This window comes from Elioraea tepidiphila DSM 17972, from assembly GCF_000378465.1.
GTDB lineage: Bacteria > Pseudomonadota > Alphaproteobacteria > Acetobacterales > Acetobacteraceae > Elioraea > Elioraea tepidiphila.
In genome coordinates this window covers 25,093-41,559 of the sequence record NZ_KB899920.1, presented here as the reverse complement: position 1 = coordinate 41,559, position 16,467 = coordinate 25,093, and the positions used below count along the sequence as shown (strand labels likewise).

The following is a 16,467-nucleotide window of genomic DNA, read 5'->3' as shown; positions in this document are numbered from 1 at the left end:
CGCGGCTGCGTTTTTCCCCTCCGAGCCTGCCTCGAAAACGGCCGGTGATGCACTCCGTGCGCGCGGCGGGGTGCGTGCCCCGTCAGCGTCTCCACCGGCCTTTGGTCTGTTCGCCCCACCACGAGGGACCGTAGCCCCCGCAGCAGAAGCGGGAGCCGCAACGACCCCACCGGCGGATGCCGGCGGGCCTTCGCCCCCACGCCGCGCCGCCTTCCGGCGGCGGGCGATCCCGTGGGTCTCGTGACCCTTGCGCGCGATGTTGCGCGCGGCGTTCAGGTCCGCATCCGCGGCGTGGCCGCAGGCGGTGCAGACGAAGTGGTCGCGGTCGATGCGCGACGCCGCATCGACCTTGCGGCATTCCGGACAGGTCGTGCTGGTGTAGGCCGGCTGGACCTGCCACACCCGCTTGCCCTTGGCCGCGACCGGCCGGTAGCCGGCCAGTTCAAGCCGCCGCTCCACGGCGGCGAGCAGCGCGGCGTACTGGGCGCGGCTGAGCGTGCGCGCATCGCCGCGGGCGAAGGCGCGCAGGTCCTCCGCCGCGACCATGGCACCCCGCCGCACCGCCAGCCGCGCGACATGCTTGGCGATGCGGTTGACCTCGTTGCGCGCGGCATCGCGGAACGCGCGCTTCGTCGCACGCATCGCCCGCGCCCGGCCGCGCTGCTGGTCGCGTTCGCGCTGGTTGCGCAGCCGCCGCTCGACGGGGGCGAGGCGGTTGCCGGAAAGGTAGCCCTCGGCGCCCGACGCATCCGCCACGGCGACGACATTGGCGACACCGCGATCCAGGCCGATCCATTGCTCGGGATTCGGCTGCACCGTCTCGACCCGACGCGCGAAGGCGACATGCAGTTCGTAGCGCCAGCCGCGTTCGGCGGGGAACGCGACCAGCTTGGCGGTGCGCGGCGTCCAGTCGTCGAGATACTGCCAGGCGTGGCGCGGGAAGGAGAGCGGCACGCGCAGGCCGATGCTGCGCGGCATCGTGCGCTCTGACTTGATCCCGACCAGAGTCTTGTCGCCGGTCCAGGCGACCTTGGCGGCGCGGCGCGCCCGATCCGGCAGTACGCCGGGCAGGAAGGCGTCGATCCGTCCACCGTCGCCGCGGATCAGGGACACGCCGCGCTTGAGATCGCCCGAGGCGCGCGACCAGGAGAGCGGCGTGCGGCCGATCTTCGGATCGGTCGCGAGGCGGTCGCGCAGCCGGTCCTCGTCCTCCTTGCGCGCGGTGAGCGCGAGTTCGCCGAGCAGCGCGGCACGGTCCTCCGGCGGCGCGGCGATGCGCGGGCCGGCGGGGTAGGCGGGCGGGCGGCGCTCGCGCTCGCGTTCGAGCCGGCGGGTCGCGCTCGTCATCACGTGCTCGACCGTGATGGCCGCGCGCGGGCGGCGCTTCTGCAGGGCCTCGACGGTGGCGGCGGGGTCGGCCTCGACCTCGCGCAGCCGGTCGAGTGCGCGCGCGATGCGGCCGGGTCGCTCGGCGCGGAACTTCTCGCGCCAGCCGATCCAGGACTGGACGGTATCCTTGACGTGTTTGGCGAGGCCGTCGGCCATGATCGAGGAAGTGTATGCGGTCGTTGCCGCGCGACGGGCGGCGTTGGCGATCTCGCGCTGCGCCGCGCGGTCCTCGATGATCAGGGCGGCGCGTGTGTCCTTGTCGGTCGTCCGCGCGAGCCGGGCGGCGATGCGCAGCCGGGCGATCGCGTGCGGGCGTGCCGCCTCCAGCGCGCGGCCATAGGCGACGGTCTGGCGGCGCAGCGCATCGTCCAGCATCGCGCGCTTGCGGGCGGACGGCGCGTGCAGGCCGAAGCGGACGACACGGAGGACGGCTTTGGTCCTGGGCGGCGATGGGTTCAAGCGGGTTCCCTCGATGCGCCCCCATTCGGCCCGCGCGTCGGGAGTCGATCAAGGGGAATCGGCGCGGGACTGATCCGACTACGTCCGAATCAGACGTCATCGGGCGTCGTCGGGTCGCGTGCGTCAGGCGCCTGACTCCAGCCCCGTCCGCATGGGATAGGAAGAATGTCAACTTCGCTCCGTGCGCCCGCTGCCCGCCGCGCGCGCCTTCTCGCGCCGCTGCACGATGCGCAGCGCCTCGATCAGCACGTCCTCGGTGATCCCGGCCTCGCGGTACACCTTCGGCACCTCCTCGCGGAGATCCAGGCGATCGGCGGGGATCAGCGTCAGCGAGCGGTCGGGATTGAGGCGCGCCTCGAGGAAGCGCGGATTGCCCATGGCGGCGATCATCGCCCGCGTGACCTGGCTGCTGGCGCTGGGCGAGGCGGTGCGGCACCGGCGGGGCACGCTCGCGGTGCCGGTCTATCTCGGCGATTCGCTGCAATGGAACCTGCGCGAGGTGGCGGGCGGGCGCGACGTGGTGGTGCGCGTGCCGGACGACAGCCCGATCACGATCCCGGCGGGGTTCGCCGAGAACCAGGCCGCCTATGACGCGGGGCTGGCGCTGGTGCAGGCGGCGCTGGGCGGCGGCGAGGAGAAGGCGCTGGTGGCGTCGCTCGCCCGCCTGCCCGGGGTGGGCGAGCACGATGCGCGGGCGATGGTCGCGCCGTTCCGGCGGCTGCGCGCGCTCCATGCCGCGGGCCGGGACGATGTCTGGCCGTTCGTGCTGCGCAATCTGGTGCGCCCGCTCTGGCTGTCGCGGCCGGAGAACCGGGCCGATGTGGTGATCGGCAATCCGCCCTGGCTGGCCTTCCGCTACATGGCGCCGGAACTGCAGGCGCGGGTGCGCGCGGCGTGCCGGGCCGAGAACCTGTGGCAGGGCGGGCGGTTCGCCACCCAGCAGGACCTCTCCGCGCTGTTCTGGGTGCGCGCGGCCGAGCGGTATCTGAAGGAGGGCGGCACGATCGCCTTCCTGCTGCCCTATGCGGCGCTGAACCGGCCGGCCTATCGGGGGCTGCGCGAGGGGCACCACGCGCGGGTTCGCCTCGCGATCGGCGCGGCCTGGAGCTTCGACGAGGGGGTGCAGCCGCTGTTTCCGGTGCCGGCCTGCGCGCTGTTCGCGCGCCGGCTGGCGCGCGCCGAGGGGGCGGCGGTGGCGCTGCCGGCCGGGCTGCGCGCGTATCGGGGCGCGCTGCCGCGGCGCGACGCCACCGAGGCGGAGGCCGATGCGGCGCTGACGGTGGGGCAGGAGCCCTGGCCGGCCGGGCCGGCGCGGATGCCTGCCAGCGTGTATGCCGCGCGATTCCGCGACGGAGCGACGATCTATCCGCGCCGGTTCTTTTTCGTGGAGAAGATGCCCGCCGGGCGGCTGGGCGCCAATCCGGCTGCGCCGCGCGTGCGCGGGCGGGAAGGGGGCCTCGACAAGGCGCCGTGGAAAGGCGTGACGCCGCCCGAAGGGCCGGTGGAGGCGGCGTATCTGCGCCCGGTGGTGCTGGGCGAGACGATCCTGCCGTTCCGGCTGCGCGAGCCCGCGCTCGCCGTGATGCCGCTGGACGGGCGCGGCGCGGTGATGGACGCGCGCGGCGCCGCCTTGGCCGGGCTTGCGCATCTCGCGGCCTGGCTCGGCGACGCCGAGGCGAAGTGGGCGGCGCACGCGGCCAAGACGCCGGACGGGACGACGCCGAAGATGACGCTGCGGGAGAACCTGGATCACCTGCGGAAGCTGTCCGTGCAGCACCCGCCGGCGCCGCTGCGCGTGGTGTACGCCAAGGCCGGCACGCTGCTGGCCGCCGCCAGTCTCCGCAATCCCGCGGCGCTGGTGGACCACATGGCCTACTGGGCACCGGCGCGCCACGAGGGCGAGGCGCGCTACCTCGCGGCGGTGCTGAACGCCGAGGCGACGCGCCGGCGCATCGCCGGGATGCAGGCGCGCGGCCAATGGGGCGCACGCCACTTCGACAAGCTGGTCTGGGAGCTGCGCATCCCCGACTACGACGCCCGCAACCCGCAGCATCGCCGCCTTGCCGCCGTGGCGGAGCGGGCCGAGCGCCTCGCCGCCGCGGTGGAGGTGCGCGAGGGCGGGCACTTCACCGCCCAGCGGGCGGCGATCCGCCGCGCGCTCGCCGATGCCGGCGTGGCGACCGAGCTCGACGCCGCGGTCGAGGCGCTGCTGGGCGGCTGAGCGGGCGGGCCGGCAGCGCGCGAGGCGGGCCGTCGCATGCGCCGAGGGAGCGGTGGCGACGCGACCCCACCTCACACGCCCTGAGCGTCTTCCGTCTATGAAACGGACGGTTTGTGCCGCGCCGCCGGGGGCGGCTCTAGGACCGGACGATGGCCGTGATCAAGCGGGACGAAGATGATGCGCAGGGTGACCGCGCTCGCTCCCGCGCGTTGCGGCCGGGCGCGCTTGACTCCACCCCTGTCCGCATGGGATAGGAAAAAGATCACCCATCCTCCGTGCGCCCGGCGCCGGCCGCGCGCGCCTTCTCGCGCCGCTGCACGATGCGCAGCGCCTCGATCAGCACGTCCTTGGTGATCCCGGCCTCGCGGTACACCTTCGGCACCTCCTCGCGGAGATCCAGGCGATCGGCGGGGATCAGCGTCAGCGAGCGGTCGGGATTGAGGCGCGCCTCGAGGAAGCGCGGATTGCCCATGGCGGCGACGATGGCGCGGTTGAGGGTGAGCTGGCGCTGGCGGGAGAGCTTGAGCACGGTCGGCATGGACCAAGCTTAAAGGATTAAAGTCTTAAAGCCAAGCGCGGCGAAGGCGCTGATCCGCCACGTCCTTCCCCGAAACGCGGGGCTTAAAGCGCCGCCGCCCGCGCGATCGCGGCATTGAGCGCGCGCACCCCCGCCTCCGGCCCCTCGGGGTGGTTCCAGACGGCGCCGATCACGGCGAGGAAGTCGGCGCCGGCGCGCACCAGCACGCCGCAGTTCTCCGCCGTGATGCCGCCGATCGCGACACAGGGGATCTCGGTGGTCTCGGACCAGATGGTCAGGATCTCGGGGTCGGGGCGGTGCGTGGTCGCCTTCGTCCCGGTCGGGAAGAACGCGCCGAAGGCGACGTAGTCCGCCCCCGCCTCGGCCGCCTCCATCGCGAGATGACGGGAGTCGTGGCAGGTCGCGCCGAGCGTGCGGTCGGGGCCGAGCAGCTTCCGTGCCGCACGCAGGTCGCCGTCGGTCCGGCCGAGATGGGCGCCGTCGCAGCCGGTCTGGACCGCGAGGTCGGCCCGGTCGTTCATCAGGAACGCGACCCCGCGGTCCTGCGCGACGGGGCGCAGCGCGTCGGCCGCGCGGCGGATCGCGTCGTCGTCCACGCCCTTGAGGCGAAGCTGCACCGCCGCGACATCGCCCGCATCCAGCGCGCGGGCGAGCGTGTCGCGGAAGGCGAGGGGGTCGAGCGCGGGTGGGGTGATCAGGTAGAGCCGGCAGCGATCCGCCGGCCCCGGCGCGCTCACGCCTTGCCCTGGTAGATCTCGATGATCCTGGCGAGCATCGCCAGCGCCTCGTCCCTCGGGCGCTGGAAGGTGTTGCGGCCGATGATCGAGCCGTTGCCCCCGCCGTCGCGGATGGCGCGGCACTCGGCGTAGATGCCGTCCAGGTCCTTCGCCTCGCCGCCCGAGAACACGACGATGCGCTTGCCGTTGAAGCAGGCCTGCACGACGTGCTCGATGCGCTTGGCCAGCGTGGCGCCGTCGATCGCCTGCTTCTCGTACACCTTCTTCGCGGCGTCGAGCGACAGGTGCTCGGTCGGCGGCTTCACCTTGATGATGTGGGCGCCGAGCAGGGCGGCCATGTGGGCGGCATAGGCGCAGATGTCGAACGCGGTCTCGCCCGCCTTGTCCAGCATCGGCCCGCGCGGATACGACCACACCACGACCGCGAGCCCGGCCGACTTCGCCTCCTCGGCGAGCTCGCGCAGTTCCTCCATCATCTCGAACTGGTCCTCGGAGCCCGGATAGATCGTGAAGCCGATCGCCGAACAGCCGAGCCTGAGCGCGTCGTTCACGCTGCCGGTCACCGCCTGGTCCTTGGTGGTGGAGAGGGAGTTCGAGGAGTTGACCTTGAGGATCGTCGGGATCGCGCCGGCGAAGGTGTCGGCGCCGGCCTCGATCATGCCGAGGGGGGCGGCGTAGGCCGACAGCCCCGCGTCGATCGCGAGCTGGAAGTGGTAGTGCGGGTCATAGGCCGGCGGGTTGGGCGCGAAGCTGCGCGCCGGGCCGTGCTCGAAGCCCTGATCCACCGGCAGGATCACCAGCTTGCCAGAGCCGCCGAGCTTCCCCTCCATCAGGATGCGCGCAAGGTTGGCCTTGGTGCCGGGATTGTCGCTCTCGTAGTTGGCGAGAATGTCCTTGACGCGCCTGGTGATCCGCATGGCGGGGTCTCCGTCGCTGGGGTGCCGGGATGGCGGTTGCCTAGAGCAAAGCGGCGCTCCTGTCACCCCGGGGTGAGCCAGGCGGCAAGGCGGCGACGCGCGCCCGGCAGGGCGAGATCGAGCGCGGGCGGCGGCTCGCGCAGCATCCGCGCGCCGCAGACCGCCGCCAGGGCGGCAAGTTGCGCGGCCTGGGCATCGTTGCCGGCAAACACGATCGCGCGGCAGCCCGCGTGCAGCGCCTCGACCGCGATGCCGGCGAGATCGTCGCAGTCGAGCACGTCCTCGACCGGCACGCCCGGCACCGCCTCGCGCGCGGCGGCGACCAGCGCGCGCCACCAGCCGAACCCGGCATAGCCGGCCGCACCCGGCGCGGAGAGCAGCGTCACGCCGCATCCGGTCGCCGCCGCGGCTGTGAGGGCCGCGCGCGCATCGTCGAGCCCGTGCACGATCACCGCCCGCATCGGCGGCGTTGTTGACCCTGCGGAAGCGGCCTGTCTAGGGTCGCGCATCGCCCCACGAACCCGCGAGTCCGCCATGCCCGACGCCCACGCCGCGCCCACCCTCGCCGATGCCGCCGCCGCGCTGGAGGCTGCGGTGAGCCGGCTCGAGGACGTGGCCGAGGCGCTGGCGCACCGCGCGGAGGAGCAGGCCGCGACCCCGCCCGACGCGGAGGCCGCCGCCGCGATGGCCGAGGCTGCGCAGCGGCTCGATGCGGTGATCGCACGGCTCTCGGCCGTACTGGAACAGGAGTGACCGCATGGGCCAGGTCACGCTGAAGATCAACGGCTACCCCTATGTGCTCGGCTGCCCGGACGGTCAGGAGGCGCATCTGGAGGCGCTCGGCGCCGAGCTCGATGCGCGGGTGAGCTCGATCCGCGCGCAGGTCGGCAATCTCGGCGAGGCGCGCCTGCTCGCGATGGCCGGGATCATGCTGGCGGACGAACTCGCCGATGCGCGAGCCGGGCAGGCACCCGCCCCCTCGTTCGAGGCCGAGGCGGCCGAACGGCTGACCCGCCTCGCGCGCAGGCTGGACGGCGTTGCGTCGAAGCTGGCGCGCGCCTAGCTTCAGGTCGCGGGGCTGCCCGGTGCGTCAGGCACTTCATCCCCGGGGCCAGTGATCTTCCCATTGGGAGCTGTCCCTGTCGCGGTCGTGGCCGCGGTACACGGCGCCCACCTGCTGAGAGCAGGCCTTGGGAGGATGATCCGCCAACGGCCAGGGTGGCTCCGCGCTTCTCCATGTCCACCGTCACGCTCATCGAGGCCAAGCGGGCTGCACGCGCAGCCGGGCTTGCCGCGCGCGAAGCCGGCGATCCGCGCGCCGGCCTGCGGCTCGCCGGCCACGTGCTGGAGCGGTTCGCGCCGCCGCCGGGCGCGGTCGTGGCCGGGTACTGGCCGCTCGGTCGCGAGATCGATCCTAGGCCGCTGATGCTCGCACTCGCGGGACGCGGCCATCCGCTCGTGCTTCCGGTGACTGGGAAACGCGGCACGCCGCTGGTCTTCCGCCGTTTCCGCTTCGGCGATCCGCTGGTGGTGGGACCCTTCGGCACGCGTCAGCCTGACGCCGACGCGGAGGCCTTGGCACCGACCTTTCTGCTGGTCCCGGTGGTTGCGTTCGATGCAACGGGCGTGCGGATCGGCCACGGCGCCGGCTATTACGACGCGACGCTCGCGGTGCTCAGGGCGCGCCGTGCCGTGGTCGCGCTCGGCTGCGGCTATGCCTCCCAGCAGGCCGCCACCTTGCCGGTTGGGGCGCACGATCAGCGCCTCGATGCGATCGTCACCGAACAGGGAGTACTGCGCGCGTGAAGATCCTGTTCCTCGGCGACGTCGTCGGCCGCACGGGGCGCGATGCGGTGATCGCGGCGCTGCCGTCCTTGCGGGCGCGGCTCGGCGCCGAGTTCGTCATCATCAATGCCGAGAACGCCGCGCACGGGTTCGGGCTCACTCCCGAGATTGCGCGCGCGCTGTTCGCCGCCGGCGCGGATGTGCTCACGCTCGGCAACCACGCCTGGGATCGGCGCGAGCTCATCCCCTATATCGAGGGCGAACCGCGACTGCTGCGTCCTTTCAACTATCCGCCGGGCACGCCGGGGCGCGGTGCCGGCGTGTTCACGGCGGGCGTGCGTAAGGTTCTCGTCGTGAACGCGATGGGCCGGCTGTTCATGGATGCGCTCGACTGCCCGTTCCGTGGCATCGACACGCTGCTCGCCGCGCACGCGATCGGCCGCACCGTCGATGCCGCGGTGATCGACTTCCACGCCGAGGCATCGAGCGAGAAGCAGTCCTTCGGCTATCACGTGGACGGGCGGGCGTCGCTGGTGGTGGGCACGCACACCCATGTGCCGACGGCGGACGCGCAGATCCTGCCGCGCGGCACTGGCTACCAGAGCGATGCCGGGATGTGCGGCGACTACGACAGCGTCATCGGCATGCAGAAGGAGGGGGCGTCGCTGCGCTTCGTGAAGAAGCTGCCCGGCGAACGGCTCGCGCCGGCCGAGGGCGAGGCGACGATCTGCGGCGTGTTCGTTGAGACCGACGACGCAACCGGACTGGCGCGGCGGATCGCGCCGGTGCGGCAGGGCGGGCGGCTCGCGCCGGCGATGCCGGAGTGACGCGTCAGCGCGTGAGCACGATCACGCCGTTCGCCGGCAGGCGCATGCGCGCGGCGAAGGGATAGGCGAAACCCGAGGCGGGATCGGCATGTATGGCGCCGAAATTGCCCACCGGCGCAACGTTCGGGAACGGATCGTACACGTCGCTGTTGAACACCTCGCGCCAACGTCCAGGCCACGGCAGGGTGACGGGATAGTGGTCGAGCGCCTGCTCGTTCACGCTCGCGACCACCACGACATCGCGGCCCTCGCCCTCGACCCAGCGATGCAGCACCAGGACGCGGTCGCGCTCGTGAACCTGCGGCACGCGCACACCCTCGCTGCTGAGCGCGGGGTGTTGGCGGCGCAACGCTACCAGATCCTGCACAAAGCGCAGGAAGTCGCGCTTGGCGCGGACGTGGTCCACCTCATTCCAGCCGATCAGGAACTGCGACCAGAAGCGGATGTCATCGTGCCAGGGCCGCGCCTCGAGGATCTCCTGGCCCATGAACAGCATCGGGATGCCGGGCGCGGTCAGCAGCAGGGCCGTGGCGACGCGCGCGCGACTGCGGCCGTACCAGGAATGCGGGTGCGACGGATCCGCTACCGCCGCCACGCGCGGCGCGCGCGGCGCATGGCTGTCGTAGTCCCAGCGTACCACGTCGTGATTCTCCAGGCACTGCACCACGGTCCAGGCCGCCGGGAATCCCGGCGGCGGCAGCAGCGCCTCGGCCACGCGGTCGAGACGGACATGCGCCTCTGCCCCGCCGGAAGCCTCGGCCAGCATGCCGCGCAGGGCGTCGCGCAGGCGGTCGCCGAGAGCGGCGTCGAAGCCGAGGCCGTCCGGTGATTTCGTGACCGGATAGGCGCGGTCCCAGTTCCAGTATTCTGCGATCTGGATCGCTGCCGGCTTGACGTAGCGGACGGTGCTCGTGAGGTCGCGGCAGAACGGATCGCCGCCGTGCTCGTGGATGACCGTCACCTCGTCGTAGCGGATGCCGTCGGCCCGGTACTCGGTGAGGAAGAAGCAGGCGTTGTCGATCAGGAACTGGCGCACCGGCGCCTGCCAGTAGGCGAACACCTTGCCTCCTGCCCAGCCCTTGTCGGTGAAGTAGAGGCTGCGGTTGTCGTCGCCCCAGGGCTGGCGGTCGTAGAAGTAGAGGCTGCGATCACCGAACCCGCCGCCGGCATGGTTGAACACGAGATCCAGGATCACCGCGATCCCGTTCAGGTGGCAGAGATCGATCAGGCATTTGAGCTGGTTCGGCCCCGTGACGAGCTCGGCGAGCGTGAGCGGCGCCTGACCATGTTTGGCGAGCAGTGCGTTCACCGCCACGAGATGCCGCGCGAGCTCGGCCTGATCCTCCACCTGGTAGAGCATCTCGGGAGAGAAATAGTCGAGCCCGGCATAGCCCAGGCCGAAATGTCCATCATACTCCTGGATCGGCAGGAGCTGGATCGCGGTCACGCCGAGGTCGCGCAGATGGGGGATGCGCGCGACCACGTCGAGGAAGGTGCCGTAGTGCGGCACCTCGGGGTCGGCGCCCCAGAACACGCCGACATGGAGCTGATAGATGATCAGCTCATGAAACGGCGGCGGGCGCCAGCGCGCATCATGCCATGGGTAGTTATGCGCCGGGCGGACCAGGCACGGGCAGTCGGGAAACTCGGGGCACGTCGCGAGCTCGCGCGCGTAGGGGTCGCGCTTCAGGCCCTCGCTGCCGCCTTCCGGGCCTTGGATCCAGAACAGGTATGGCGTGCCGTCGGTGATGCCCGGGACGAAGCCGCCCCAGGTGCCGTCGCCGAGCGGGGCAAGCCGCGTGTCGTCCGACGGCGTGCAGCGCGACCAGTCTGCGTCCACGTGCGCATCCGTGACCACATGGACGCTGCGTGCCGTCGGTGCCCAGGTGCGGAAGGTGGCGCCGCCGGGAACGAGCGTGGCGCCCATCGGGGTGTAGGGGCCGACGACCGGTGCCGACAGGCGCATCCTCGCCTCCTGGATGTCACGGAAGAGCAACAACGTGCGTGTCGAGCATAGCCCGACATTGCGGCTGCGTGTGATCGCGTTGGCGCTAGCGCTCCGGTAGCAGGCGCGGCACCAGGCGCAGGAAGACGAGCATGCCGAACAGCTCGACCAGCGACTGCACCACGATCACGATCGCGGAGGTGTGCCACGCCGGTGGCAGGGCGAGGGCGAGCGGCAGCACCACGAAGGAGTTGCGCGTGCCGAGGCTGAAGGTCAGCGTCCGTCCGGCCCGCCCGGTCAGGTCGGCCGCGCGCGCAAGGCCGACCCCAAGCGCGAGCGTCATCGCGAGGAACAGCACGAACGCCACTGTGACCTTTGCCAGCAGGGGCAAAGCCTCCGCCACCGCGCCCACCTGCGAGGCCGCGATCAGGAACACCACGACAGCGAGCAGCGGCACCGGCGCCCAGGCAAGGCGGGCGATCAGCGCGCCGCCGTCGCGCTCGGCGCGGCGTTCGGTCAGCCAGGCACCCACCAGCGGCAGGATGATCAGCGCGCCGAAGGCGGTGGCGACATGGTCGAGCGGCACCTCCGCGGTGACGCCGCCGCCAACCAGCAGCCAAGCATAGGCGGGCAGTAGCAGGAGCTGCGCGAGCAGCAGGAGCGGCGTGACGGCGATAGCCCGGGCGGTGTCGCCGCGCGCCAGATGGGTGAAGGTGATGAACCAGTCGGTGCAGGGCACGACGAGCACCAGCACGACGCCGAGCCGCACCGCCGGATCGACGGGCACGAGCGGCAGCAGCGCGGCCACGAGCAGCGGCACGGCAAGGAAGTTGCCGCCGAGCACGGTGGTGACGAAGCGTGCGTCGCGCATCGCCTCGCCGAGGTGGGTCAGCGGCACCTGGGTGAAGGTGGTGTAGAGCAGCAGGCCGAGCACCGGCCAGAGCGCGGTCTCGAAGGCCGGTGCCAATCCCGGCGCGGCCGTGCCGAGCGCCAAACCCAGCGCGATCGCGACGAGATAGACCCACACCTGATGCCGCTCCAGGCTCGCGCGATCGATCACCCCCTGGTTTCCCGTCCCTGTTCCCGGCCCGTTCGCGCCCTGCTACACAGCCCGACCACAGCCCCCCAGGCACACGACTCGAAGGACCACGAGGCGGCCATGGCCGGCCATTCGCAGTTCAAGAACATCATGCACCGCAAGGGCGCGCAGGATGCCAAACGGGCGCGCGCCTTCGCCAAGATCATCCGCGAGATCACGGTCTCGGCCCGGCAGGGTCTGCCGGACCCGAACGCCAATCCGCGGCTGCGCGCCGCGGTGATCGCCGCGCGCCAGGCCAATATGCCGAAGGACACGGTGGAGCGCGCGATCAAGAAGGCGTCGGGCGAGGGCGGGACCGAGGACTACGTTGCGCGGCGCTACGAGGGCTACGGTCCCGGCGGGGTCGCGATCATCGTCGAGGCGCTGACCGACAACCTGAACCGGACAGCCTCCGACGTGCGCTCGCTGTTCAGCAAGCACGGCGGGGCGCTCGGCGAGAGCAACGCGGTGTCGTTCATGTTCGACCGGCTCGGCGTGATCCGCTACCCGGCGGCGGCCGCGGATGCGGAGGCCATGCTGGAGGCGGCGATCGAGGCCGGTGCCGAGAATGTCGAGAGCGGCGAGGGCGGCCACGAGGTCACCTGCGCGCCGGAGGACCTGTTCGCGGTGCGCGATGCGCTGGCGGCGCGGTTCGGCGACCCGGAGGAGGCGAAGCTCGACTGGCGGCCGAAAACGACCGCGCCGGTGGATGAGGAGCAGGCGGCCTCGGTGCTGAAGCTGATCGATGCGCTGGAGGATCTCGACGACGTGCAGGCCGTGTTCGCCAATTTCGAGGTCTCCGACGCCGTGCTGGCGAAGCTGAGTGCCTGACGGGTTTCCTCGGCGGCTGCGGGTGCTTGGGCTCGATCCGGGGCTCGGCGTCACGGGCTGGGGCGTCATCGAGGCGAAGGCCAACCGGCTGCGTCACGTCGCCGACGGAGTGGTGGAGACGGATGCGGCGCTTGCGCTGCCGGCCCGGCTCGCGGCGTTGCACGGGGCGCTGGCCGGTCTCATCGCCACGTGGCGGCCCGACGAGGCGGCGGTGGAGGAGACCTTCGTCAACCGCAACCCGTTGAGCACCTTGAAACTCGGCCAGGCCCGGGGTGTGGTGCTGCTGGCCCCGGCGCTCGCGGGCATCCCCGTCGCCGAGTACCAGGCGACGGCGGTCAAGCGCGCTGTGGTCGGGCAGGGGCACGCGCAGAAGCAGCAGGTGCAGGCGATGGTACGCATCCTGCTGCCGGGTGCCGCGCCGGGCCGCGCGGACGCGGCGGACGCGCTGGCGGTGGCGATCTGCCACGCGCACCACCGCGCGACGGCGGCCCGGCTCCTTCGGGCGCCGTAGCGTACGGTCAAGGGATTGGGCGGGCGGGGCAAAGGGGCGACTGCCCCTTCGCCCCCGCGATCGTTTTATCTACCCGACGCGGATATTCGCCGCGCGGATCACCTCGGCCTGATCCTGGATGTCGCGTTCGATGTAGGCGCGGAACTCCGCCGCCGACATCGGCATGGGATCGACCGCCTGGCGCGCCCACGCCGCGCGGGTGTCCTCGGCGGTGGCGATGCGGGTGATCGCCTCGTTCAGCCGCTGCACCACGGCGTCGGGCGTGCCGCCGGGTGCGACGATGCCGAGCCAGATCGAGGAGGTGTAGCCGGCGACCCCGGCCTCCGCGACGGTCGGCAATTCGGGCAGCAGGGGGCTGCGCCGTTCGCCGCTGGTGGCGAGCCCCTTCACGCGCCCGGTCTGGACGTTCTGGATCTGGGTGGTGATGGAGTCGAACATCCAATCCACGGTGCTGCCCATGATGGCGCTGCGCGCTTCGCCCGAGCCGCGGAACGGGATGTGTTCCACCTGGATCTGCGCCATATGGCAGAACTTCGCGCCGGCGATGTGATAGGGCGTGCCAGGCCCCGAGGACGCGTAGTTCAGCGTGCCGGGCCGCGCCTTTGCCATGGCGATCAGATCGGCGAGCGAGGCGACGTCTAGGTCGGGCCGCGCGATCAGGGCGTGATTGGCGATGTTCACCGGGGCAACGGGCACGAAGTCGCGCAGCAGCACATAGGGGCGGTTGGGCAGCAGCGTCTCATTCGCGGTGTGGGTGTTCGACATCATCAGCAGCGTGTGCCCGTCGGTTGCGGATTTGGCTGCTTCGGTGCCGATCACGGCGCCGGCGCCGGGCCGGTTCTCGACCACGAAGGGCTGGCCGAGCTGCGGGCCGAGGCGTTCGCCGAGTTGGCGGGCATAGATGTCCGCGGGGCCGCCGGCGGCGAAGGGCACGATGATGCGCACCGGGCGCGACGGCCATGACTGCGCGAGTGTCGGCCGGGCCAGCGTGAAGGTCGGAATGGCGGCGAGCAGGATGCGGCGATGCATCGATGATCCTCCCGGTCTTGTCTGTTGACTGCCGACAATAGGCGTCCGCAGTGCGTCCAGGAAGCCCGGCGATGGCTTGCGCGGGGGCGCTTGAGGCAGCACCCTGCAGGGAACGCGCAGGGAGGGCCCATGGCGGATCAGGTATTCGTGCGACACGAGCGGCATGGCGATGTCCATGTGCTGCGGCTTGCGAATCCGCCGGTGAACACGCTGCGCCATGCGCTGCGCCAGGAGCTGGTCGCCGCGCTCGACGATGCCACGGCCGCGGGCGCGAAGGCCGTGGTGCTGATCGGCGAGGGGCGGATGTTCTCGGCCGGCGCCGAGATGACCGAGTTCGGCGGCCCGCGGCTGGAGCCGACGCTGACCCAGGTGATCGACGCGCTCGATGCCTTTCCCGGCCTGACCGTGGCGGCGATCCACGGCCATGCGCTGGGCGGGGGATTGGAGTTGGCGCTCGGCTGCCGCGCACGCGTGGCTGCGCCGTCGGCACAGGTGGGGCTGCCGGAGGTGAAACGCGGCATCCTGCCGGGGGCCGGCGGCACGCAGCGCCTGCCGCGGCTGATCGGCGCGGAGCCGGCGTTGGCGCTGATCTCGACAGGAGACTCCGTGCCCGCGCCGCGCGCCAAGGAGCTCGGCATCCTCGATGCGATCATCGAGGGCGACCTGGCGGAGGGTGCGATCGCCTATGCGCGTGCCGAGCTCGCAGCGGGGCGCGAGCACCCGCGCGCCCGCGACCGCGCCGTGGCCGGAGACCTCGCGGCGTTCGATGCCGCGGCGTCGGGGGTCGCGAAGCGCGCGCGCGGGATGGAGGCGCCGCCGGCGACCGCCGAAGCGGTGCGCGCCTCGCTGACCGAGCCGTTCGAGCAGGGGCTCGCGACCGAGCGGCGGCTCTTCGAGCGGCTGGTGAAAGGCGAACAGAGCCAGGCGCTGCGCCACAGCTTCTTCGCCGAGCGCGAGGCCCAGAAGGTGGCGGGGCTGGAAGGGATCGACGCGCGGCCCGTGTCGCGCGCGGCGGTGATCGGCGCCGGCACCATGGGCGGCGGCATCGCGATGAGCTTCGCCAATGTCGGCATTCCGGTCACAGTGATCGAGACGAGCGCGGAGGCGTTGGCCCGCGGGCTCGGGCGCGTGGAGGCGAACTGGCGCCGCAGCGTCAAGAGCGGGCGGATGACGGACCAGGAGGTGTCGCAGCGCCTAGGGCTGATCCGCGGCACCACGGATCTCGCCGAGCTGCGCGACGCCGACGTGATCATCGAGGCCGTGTTCGAGGACATGGAGGTGAAGCAAGGGGTGTTCCGCGAGCTCGACCGGCTGGCCAGGCCGGGGGCGGTGCTCGCGACCAACACCTCGTATCTCGATGTCGATGCGATCGCGGGGGTCACGTCGCGCCCGGGGGACGTGCTGGGGATGCATTTCTTCAGCCCGGCAAACGTCATGCGCCTGCTGGAGATCGTGCGCGGCAAGGCGACCTCGGCGGCGGCGCTCGCCACCGCGGTCGCGATCGGGCGGCGCATCGCCAAGGTGCCCGTGGTCGTCGGCAACTGCTTCGGCTTCGTCGGCAACCGGATGTCGTTCCAGCGCGGTCGCCAGGGCGAATTGATGCTTCAGGAAGGCGCGCTGCCCTGGGAGGTGGACAAGGTCATGACGGGGTTCGGCCTTGCGATGGGGCCGTTCGCGGTGGCGGATCTTGCCGGGCTCGATATCGGCGGCATGGTGCGCAAGGCCTTCGGGATTCCGTTCCCGATCGCGGATGCGATGGTGGCGGCCGGCAGGCTCGGCCAGAAGACCGGCAAGGGCTGGTACCGCTACGCCGGCGACGGGCGGACGCCGGAGCCCGATCCGGAGACGGAACGGATGATCCTCGAGATCTCGGCCTCGCTCGGCAAGACGCGGCGCGCGATCCCGCCCGAGGAGATCGTCGATCGCATGACGCTCTCCCTCGTCAATGAGGGCGCGAAGATCCTCGAGGAGGGGATTGCCGCACGCGCCTCCGACATCGACGTGATCTTTGTCAACGGCTATGGCTGGCCGGCCTGGCGCGGCGGGCCGATGTGGCATGCGGAGCGGATGGGGCTGCGCGCGGTGCGCGACAGGCTCGCGGAACTCGCCGCGCTGACCGGGGACGAGGGGCTGAAGCCGGCGCCGCTGATCGAGCGGCTCGCGGCGACTGGCGGAACCTTCGCAAGGCCCGGCTGAGGGA

Annotated in this window: 17 protein-coding genes and 1 other RNA gene; 9 read left to right on the top strand and 9 right to left on the bottom strand. The window is 71.9% G+C overall.

Annotated elements, in window-relative coordinates; all coding sequences use genetic code 11:
• A partial coding sequence (locus F563_RS0110025; protein ID WP_156825140.1) for a zinc ribbon domain-containing protein occupies positions 1 to 1,764 on the bottom strand: 1,764 nt, incomplete at its 3' end.
• 252 nt (positions 1,765 to 2,016) lie between these two features.
• On the bottom strand, positions 2,017 to 2,226 hold the full coding sequence (locus tag F563_RS23925; RefSeq protein ID WP_026299482.1) for a hypothetical protein: 210 nt from the start codon (positions 2,224 to 2,226) through the stop codon (positions 2,017 to 2,019).
• Between F563_RS23925 and F563_RS0110015 the strand changes: the two genes are divergently transcribed.
• Entirely contained in the window at positions 2,225 to 4,069 is a 1,845-nt protein-coding gene (locus F563_RS0110015; protein ID WP_019014536.1) for a hypothetical protein, read from the top strand. The genes F563_RS23925 and F563_RS0110015 overlap by 2 nt on opposite strands.
• A gap of 262 nt (positions 4,070 to 4,331) precedes the next feature.
• Here the strand turns inward: F563_RS0110015 and F563_RS0110010 are convergent, their stop codons facing one another.
• The 4 genes from F563_RS0110010 to F563_RS22175 all read right to left on the bottom strand — a co-directional run bounded on the left by F563_RS0110010 (position 4,332) and on the right by F563_RS22175 (position 6,722).
• Positions 4,332 to 4,607, bottom strand: coding sequence for a hypothetical protein (locus F563_RS0110010; RefSeq protein ID WP_019014535.1), 276 nt, complete (start codon positions 4,605 to 4,607; stop codon positions 4,332 to 4,334).
• An 83-nt stretch (positions 4,608 to 4,690) separates the two neighbouring features.
• Positions 4,691 to 5,344, bottom strand: a complete 654-nt coding sequence (gene thiE, locus F563_RS0110005; RefSeq protein ID WP_019014534.1) for a thiamine phosphate synthase — start codon at positions 5,342 to 5,344, stop codon at positions 4,691 to 4,693.
• Positions 5,341 to 6,261 (bottom strand): class I fructose-bisphosphate aldolase, encoded by a 921-nt coding sequence (locus tag F563_RS0110000; protein WP_019014533.1) that lies wholly within the window; start codon positions 6,259 to 6,261, stop codon positions 5,341 to 5,343. Before F563_RS0110000 ends, thiE begins: the two co-directional genes overlap by 4 nt.
• A 62-nt stretch (positions 6,262 to 6,323) precedes the next feature.
• The gene (locus F563_RS22175) at positions 6,324 to 6,722 is read right to left on the bottom strand and encodes a hypothetical protein (protein WP_019014532.1); all 399 of its coding nucleotides are present in this window, start codon (positions 6,720 to 6,722) and stop codon (positions 6,324 to 6,326) included.
• 73 nt (positions 6,723 to 6,795) lie between these two features.
• Between F563_RS22175 and F563_RS0109990 the strand changes: the two genes are divergently transcribed.
• The 5 genes from F563_RS0109990 to F563_RS0109975 all read left to right on the top strand — a co-directional run bounded on the left by F563_RS0109990 (position 6,796) and on the right by F563_RS0109975 (position 8,873).
• Positions 6,796 to 7,014, top strand: coding sequence for a hypothetical protein (locus F563_RS0109990; protein WP_019014531.1), 219 nt, complete (start codon positions 6,796 to 6,798; stop codon positions 7,012 to 7,014).
• Positions 7,015 to 7,018: 4 nt separating this feature from the next.
• Positions 7,019 to 7,324, top strand: coding sequence for a cell division protein ZapA (locus F563_RS0109985; protein ID WP_019014530.1), 306 nt, complete (start codon positions 7,019 to 7,021; stop codon positions 7,322 to 7,324).
• Between the two features lie 9 nt (positions 7,325 to 7,333).
• A non-coding RNA gene (gene ssrS / locus F563_RS24425) (6S RNA) lies at positions 7,334 to 7,490 on the top strand.
• Positions 7,491 to 7,497: 7 nt separating this feature from the next.
• Positions 7,498 to 8,067, top strand: coding sequence for a 5-formyltetrahydrofolate cyclo-ligase (locus F563_RS0109980; protein ID WP_019014529.1), 570 nt, complete (start codon positions 7,498 to 7,500; stop codon positions 8,065 to 8,067).
• Complete coding sequence (locus tag F563_RS0109975; protein ID WP_019014528.1) at positions 8,064 to 8,873, top strand: TIGR00282 family metallophosphoesterase; 810 nt, start codon at positions 8,064 to 8,066, stop codon at positions 8,871 to 8,873. Before F563_RS0109980 ends, F563_RS0109975 begins: the two co-directional genes overlap by 4 nt.
• Before the next feature lie 4 nt (positions 8,874 to 8,877).
• Here the strand turns inward: F563_RS0109975 and F563_RS0109970 are convergent, their stop codons facing one another.
• Positions 8,878 to 10,839, bottom strand: coding sequence for an alpha amylase C-terminal domain-containing protein (locus F563_RS0109970; protein ID WP_019014527.1), 1,962 nt, complete (start codon positions 10,837 to 10,839; stop codon positions 8,878 to 8,880).
• A gap of 85 nt (positions 10,840 to 10,924) precedes the next feature.
• Positions 10,925 to 11,878, bottom strand: a complete 954-nt coding sequence (locus tag F563_RS0109965) for an arsenic resistance protein (protein ID WP_019014526.1) — start codon at positions 11,876 to 11,878, stop codon at positions 10,925 to 10,927.
• 99 nt (positions 11,879 to 11,977) lie between these two features.
• On the opposite strand from F563_RS0109965, the gene F563_RS0109960 reads away from it, so the two are divergent.
• Both F563_RS0109960 and ruvC read left to right on the top strand, forming a co-directional pair.
• Positions 11,978 to 12,727 carry a YebC/PmpR family DNA-binding transcriptional regulator gene (locus F563_RS0109960; protein ID WP_019014525.1) on the top strand — a complete coding sequence of 250 codons (750 nt, stop codon included), beginning with the start codon at positions 11,978 to 11,980 and terminating at the stop codon, positions 12,725 to 12,727.
• The gene (gene ruvC / locus F563_RS0109955) at positions 12,720 to 13,238 is read left to right on the top strand and encodes a crossover junction endodeoxyribonuclease RuvC (protein ID WP_425386935.1); all 519 of its coding nucleotides are present in this window, start codon (positions 12,720 to 12,722) and stop codon (positions 13,236 to 13,238) included. The genes F563_RS0109960 and ruvC overlap by 8 nt, the downstream gene beginning before the upstream one ends.
• Positions 13,239 to 13,307: 69 nt before the next feature.
• Here the strand turns inward: ruvC and F563_RS0109950 are convergent, their stop codons facing one another.
• Positions 13,308 to 14,267 carry a Bug family tripartite tricarboxylate transporter substrate binding protein gene (locus F563_RS0109950; RefSeq protein WP_019014523.1) on the bottom strand — a complete coding sequence of 320 codons (960 nt, stop codon included), beginning with the start codon at positions 14,265 to 14,267 and terminating at the stop codon, positions 13,308 to 13,310.
• A gap of 129 nt (positions 14,268 to 14,396) precedes the next feature.
• Between F563_RS0109950 and F563_RS0109945 the strand changes: the two genes are divergently transcribed.
• Complete coding sequence (locus F563_RS0109945) at positions 14,397 to 16,463, top strand: 3-hydroxyacyl-CoA dehydrogenase NAD-binding domain-containing protein (protein WP_019014522.1); 2,067 nt, start codon at positions 14,397 to 14,399, stop codon at positions 16,461 to 16,463.
• Positions 16,464 to 16,467: the final 4 nt, after the last annotated feature.

What these genes read in the sequence shown, in the direction of transcription:
- F563_RS23925 (WP_026299482.1), bottom strand. Translation starts at nt 2,226, where the DNA reads ATGGGCAATCCGCGCTTCCTCGAGGCGCGCCTCAATCCCGACCGCTCG.
- F563_RS0109950 (WP_019014523.1), bottom strand. Translation starts at nt 14,267, where the DNA reads ATGCATCGCCGCATCCTGCTCGCCGCCATTCCGACCTTCACGCTGGCC.
- F563_RS0109980 (WP_019014529.1), top strand. Translation starts at nt 7,498, where the DNA reads ATGTCCACCGTCACGCTCATCGAGGCCAAGCGGGCTGCACGCGCAGCC.
- F563_RS0109990 (WP_019014531.1), top strand. Translation starts at nt 6,796, where the DNA reads ATGCCCGACGCCCACGCCGCGCCCACCCTCGCCGATGCCGCCGCCGCG.
- F563_RS0109960 (WP_019014525.1), top strand. Translation starts at nt 11,978, where the DNA reads ATGGCCGGCCATTCGCAGTTCAAGAACATCATGCACCGCAAGGGCGCG.
- F563_RS0110000 (WP_019014533.1), bottom strand. Translation starts at nt 6,261, where the DNA reads ATGCGGATCACCAGGCGCGTCAAGGACATTCTCGCCAACTACGAGAGC.
- F563_RS22175 (WP_019014532.1), bottom strand. Translation starts at nt 6,722, where the DNA reads ATGCGGGCGGTGATCGTGCACGGGCTCGACGATGCGCGCGCGGCCCTC.
- F563_RS0110015 (WP_019014536.1), top strand. Translation starts at nt 2,225, where the DNA reads ATGGCGGCGATCATCGCCCGCGTGACCTGGCTGCTGGCGCTGGGCGAG.
- F563_RS0109985 (WP_019014530.1), top strand. Translation starts at nt 7,019, where the DNA reads ATGGGCCAGGTCACGCTGAAGATCAACGGCTACCCCTATGTGCTCGGC.
- F563_RS0109970 (WP_019014527.1), bottom strand. Translation starts at nt 10,839, where the DNA reads ATGCGCCTGTCGGCACCGGTCGTCGGCCCCTACACCCCGATGGGCGCC.
- F563_RS0110010 (WP_019014535.1), bottom strand. Translation starts at nt 4,607, where the DNA reads ATGCCGACCGTGCTCAAGCTCTCCCGCCAGCGCCAGCTCACCCTCAAC.
- F563_RS0109945 (WP_019014522.1), top strand. Translation starts at nt 14,397, where the DNA reads ATGGCGGATCAGGTATTCGTGCGACACGAGCGGCATGGCGATGTCCAT.